The organism is uncultured Campylobacter sp., from assembly GCF_937949835.1.
Classification (GTDB): Bacteria; Campylobacterota; Campylobacteria; order Campylobacterales; family Campylobacteraceae; genus Campylobacter_B.
Window position 1 is genome coordinate 1 of the sequence record NZ_CALEDC010000075.1, and the last position, 4,009, is coordinate 4,009.

The 4,009-nt window shown below is 47.0% G+C and carries 5 protein-coding genes and 1 pseudogene; 5 read left to right on the top strand and 1 reads right to left on the bottom strand.

The features are described from left to right. From Q0256_RS01630 to Q0256_RS01640, 3 genes are all read left to right on the top strand, one after another. On the top strand, nucleotides 1-504 hold a 504-nt coding region (locus Q0256_RS01630; RefSeq protein WP_297959508.1), incomplete at its 5' end, for a hypothetical protein. A gap of 14 nt (nucleotides 505-518) precedes the next feature. Further along, complete coding sequence (locus Q0256_RS01635) at nucleotides 519-1,142, top strand: hypothetical protein (RefSeq protein WP_297959509.1); 624 nt, start codon at nucleotides 519-521, stop codon at nucleotides 1,140-1,142. Between the two features lie 26 nt (nucleotides 1,143-1,168). Beyond that, entirely contained in the window at nucleotides 1,169-2,200 is a 1,032-nt protein-coding gene (locus tag Q0256_RS01640) for a hypothetical protein (protein WP_297882141.1), read from the top strand. Between the two features lie 47 nt (nucleotides 2,201-2,247). Here the strand turns inward: Q0256_RS01640 and Q0256_RS01645 are convergent, their stop codons facing one another. After that, nucleotides 2,248-2,472: a hypothetical protein gene (locus tag Q0256_RS01645; protein WP_297959510.1), complete on the bottom strand. Its 225-nt coding sequence runs from the start codon at nucleotides 2,470-2,472 to the stop codon at nucleotides 2,248-2,250. A gap of 180 nt (nucleotides 2,473-2,652) precedes the next feature. Between Q0256_RS01645 and Q0256_RS01650 the strand changes: the two genes are divergently transcribed. Continuing rightward, complete coding sequence (locus tag Q0256_RS01650; RefSeq protein WP_297959511.1) at nucleotides 2,653-3,243, top strand: hypothetical protein; 591 nt, start codon at nucleotides 2,653-2,655, stop codon at nucleotides 3,241-3,243. Between the two features lie 16 nt (nucleotides 3,244-3,259). Continuing rightward, nucleotides 3,260-4,009, top strand: a pseudogene (locus Q0256_RS01655) (bifunctional phosphoribosylaminoimidazolecarboxamide formyltransferase/IMP cyclohydrolase PurH); the annotation flags it as partial.

A 4,009-nucleotide genomic window follows, 5' to 3' on the forward strand; every position in this document is an offset into this window, starting at 1 on the left:
ACCGTGATCTATAAATTTGCCGGCGAGGATCTGTATGAAAACGGCAGAAATTTGGGCTCTTATTCTATGGATAGAGGCGAGTTTAGGATGCTTGTGCTCGACGAAGCGGGCAAGTCTTACGGTAATAATTACAAGTCCGCGCTGAATGCTAAGCGGATGAAATTTTATCTTTTTAACGACGAAAGGGCTATGGTATTTAGCATTTGGCACAAAGATGGGATTTGCAGCGTCTATAACGCCGGCAGATACGTAAATTTCGACTATATTTCAAATATGTTCAAAGACGGCGATTGGCTTTATGCGGACGGCAAAATTTCAAAAAGCGAGAGCTCGGTGCAAAATATGAGCTCAAAAACGTTGAGTGCATATAAAAATATGAATTTTGAAAAAGCGGTCGATCGCAAAGATACGAAATATATCGCGGAGGAGTTGGCTGTGGCTGGATTTTTCAAAAAGACGATCGATGGTCTTAAAACCATGATCTTAGACGATTTTTGCAGATAAACTTCGAGGGAGTTATGGATAAAATCAAAATTTTAGCGCTACTTGCGGCGGTCGCGCTGCTTGCGGGTTGTATGAAGGTAAAGTATTCGCAAGCTGAGCTGCATCCGGAAAATTCCGTGATGATGAGCTATGACGGGCAGACCGTCACCGAGTATAAAATTTCAGACGGCATGCTTTTAAAAGATGACGCAATCTTGGGAAGATATGAAGAGGAGGGCTCCAATCTCTATCTATTTACGGACGAAAGAGGAGTCGGCACGGCTAAGGATCAAATTTCGCAGCGAGGTCTAAATAAATTTACGATCTACGTTTTTACGCCCAATAAAGAGCTACGAATCGCCGAGTATTCCGCGAGCGGCGGCGTTTGCAAGACCTTTGCGGAGGGCAAATTCGTAAGCCTAAAAGAGCACTTTAGCGGCTACGCTTCCTCCGCGCCGCTTTATTCATACTCGTTTTCGGCTTCGGTGTCGCAAAGCGCCAGCGCAAACGTGATCTCACGTTACGAATACGTGGGCTCAAGTCTAAAAAATAGTAGGGCGTTTTTGCAAAGCCCGCATACGGCTCTAGGCAATACGGTGAAAGAGAGCATTGAGTGGCACCGGGACAGATTGCGCGATATTTGTAAGTTAAAATTTTAAAACCAAACCAACACGAAAGGAAAAACATGGGATTTTTATCCAAAGACGAAGAGCCGCAGAAGCAGGGCGCCAAAAAGGCGGCGAAGCAACCGCCGATCTTGATGAAGCAAACGCAAGAGGTGATCACCAATATCGAGAAATATCTGGGCGCGCCGCTGCTTACCTACTTCAATTCGGGCGCGGGCAGCGTCTGCGGCAACGACGCGATCAGTATCAACGACCACCTAAAGGGCAAGCATTTTGAAAAGCTCTACCTTTATATTAAGTCTGACGGCGGCAGCGGTATCGCCTCGCTTAAGATCGTCTCGATCCTGCGCAACCACTGCGACGAGCTGATCGCGCTGGTGCCCGCAAACTGCGCTTCGGCGGCTACGATGATGGCGCTTGGAGCGAATAAAATTTTAATGGGGCCGCTAGGCTACCTAACGTCGGTCGATACTTCGCTGCGCCACGAGCTTTCGCCGGTTACGAATACAAACGATCAAGCCAACGTTTCGATGGACGAGCTAAGCCGCGTGGTGAAGCTTTGGAAAAATAACGAGCGCCCCAACGACGAGAACCCGTACAAGGAGCTTTACAAGTATATCCATCCGCTCGTTTTTGGCGCCGTCGATCGCGCAAGCAGCCTGTCGCTTAAAATTTGCCGCGAAATTCTGCGCTATCACTTCGACGATGAGCAAAAGATCGCCTTTATCAGCGACAAGCTAAACAGCGGCTATCCGTCGCACGACTATCCGATCTTATTTAGAGAGGCTAATGAGCTTGGACTTCAGGTCGAGAAGATGGATACGCGCCTAAGCGAGATGCTTCAAATTTTAAACGAGCTCTACGCCGAGATGGGGCAGCGCACCTTCACCGACTTTGATGAGAACAACTACCACGACAACAACATCGCCAACATCATCGAAATTTCGGGATGCCAGATCTACTATCAGATCGACAAGGACTGGTTTTACCGTGAGGAGGAGAAGCGCTGGATCGTGCTAAACGACGAGAGCTCGTGGCGCAAAAACGAGATCGACGGCAAAAATATCAAAAACAGCATCTATTATATTTAGTGCGGTTTTTGGGTCTCGTGCCGCTTTAAATTTGCGGCTTGTAAAATTTAAACGAGCAGCAGCGGTAAGGTGCGATTGATGATGACATAGCCGCGCTTATGGACGAGCTGAAAAACAGGATGTGCAAATAAATTTAAAATTTTAAAAACGGCAAAAGCAAGTGTAACCCGGCTTGGGGTAAAATCTGCGCCGTGAAATTTTAAATTTAGCCGGTTCGCGCCGATCTTTTCGGCTAAGCTTACGCTGCGGTTTAAATTTACGTTTTGCGTCACGACTTTTAAATTTAGCCTTTGCAAGCGGCGCAAAATTTTAAAATTTACGTCCGCGCGAGCAAAGCGGCGGCATTTGAGAAGTAAAATTAAAATTTGCGCGCGGTAAATTTAATAAATTTCGCTTTGCCGATTCCCGCTTCATAAATTCGGCAAAATTTTAAAATTTAAAGGGTTTTTGCGATGAAATTTTTTATCTCGTCTCTGTTTTTGGCTCTGTCGCTGCTCGGCTGTGCGGGCAAAAACTCGCCCGTAAGCGATAAAACCTACGTTCTTTCGGACGAGCTTAGGGGTACGAAATACGCTTTTTACGGCGGAAATCTCTACGAAAACGGCACGATTTTAGGCCCTTACGAAACGCGCGGCGATGCGAAGCTTGCGATTTTAGGCGGTAGCGGCGCAAATTTAGACAAAAATGCAAAGCTCATAAAACTATATTTTTTCGAGCGCAGATACGGCGCGATCTACGCCGTAAGCCACAAAAACGGGGTCTGCGCCGAGTACAATAAGGGAAATTTCGTAGATTTTCAAATTTTATTTAATATTTTTCAAAGCAAAGAGTGGTTTAATTATAGCGGCGGCATCTCTCCGGGCGGCGAGAAGCTAAAAGAGCTGAGTTCGGCGCGCATGGCGAAATTTAAAGGCGCAAAGCTCGGCGCGGCGGATGAAAAGACAAGGCGCGAGTATCAAAAGGCTCGCCGCGAGGCGATTTTGTATTTTCAGCTTAACGCAAACGACATGCGCGAGCTGATTTTTAAAAAATTATGCGAATAAATTAAAAGGAGAAAAGATGAGAGCGTTAATCAGCGTAAGCGATAAGAAGGGCGTCGTAGAGTTTGCCAAAGGGCTGCAGAGGCTCGGATTTGAAATTTTAAGCACGGGCGGCACGCATAAATTGCTTTTGCAAAATGGCGTGAAAGCAGCGGAAGTGAGCGAGTACTCGGGCTCGCCCGAGATGTTTGAGGGACGGGTTAAAACCCTGCATCCAAAGATCCACGGCGGAATTTTATATAAGAGAAGCGACGCAAATCACGTAAGCCAAGCCGCACAGCACGGCATCGGCGGCATCGATCTCGTGTGCGTAAATTTATATCCTTTTAAAGCGACCGTAGCCCGCACCGACGATTTTTCCGAGATTATCGAAAATATCGACATCGGCGGCCCCGCGATGGTGCGCTCGGCAGCTAAGAATTTTGCTAGCGTTTATGTCGTTACCAGCCCGCTTGATTACGACGCGGTTTTGCAAAATTTAAGCAGCGCGGACGAGAGCGAGAAGCTGAAATTTAGGCAAAATTTGATGATAAAAGCTTATGAGCACACCGCAGCCTACGACGCGATGATCGCAAACTATATGAACGAGCGCTTTAACGGCGGCTTCGGCGCGAAAAAATTTATCATGGGCAGCAAGGTTTTTGATACTCGCTACGGCGAAAATCCGCATCAAAAGGGCGCGCTGTACGAGTTCGAGGATTTTTTTAGCAACCATTTTAAGAGTTTAAAGGGCGAGGCGAGCTTTAACAATATGACCGATATGCACGGC

What these genes read in the sequence shown, in the direction of transcription:
- Q0256_RS01635 (WP_297959509.1), top strand. Translation starts at nt 519, where the DNA reads ATGGATAAAATCAAAATTTTAGCGCTACTTGCGGCGGTCGCGCTGCTT.
- Q0256_RS01640 (WP_297882141.1), top strand. Translation starts at nt 1,169, where the DNA reads ATGGGATTTTTATCCAAAGACGAAGAGCCGCAGAAGCAGGGCGCCAAA.
- Q0256_RS01650 (WP_297959511.1), top strand. Translation starts at nt 2,653, where the DNA reads ATGAAATTTTTTATCTCGTCTCTGTTTTTGGCTCTGTCGCTGCTCGGC.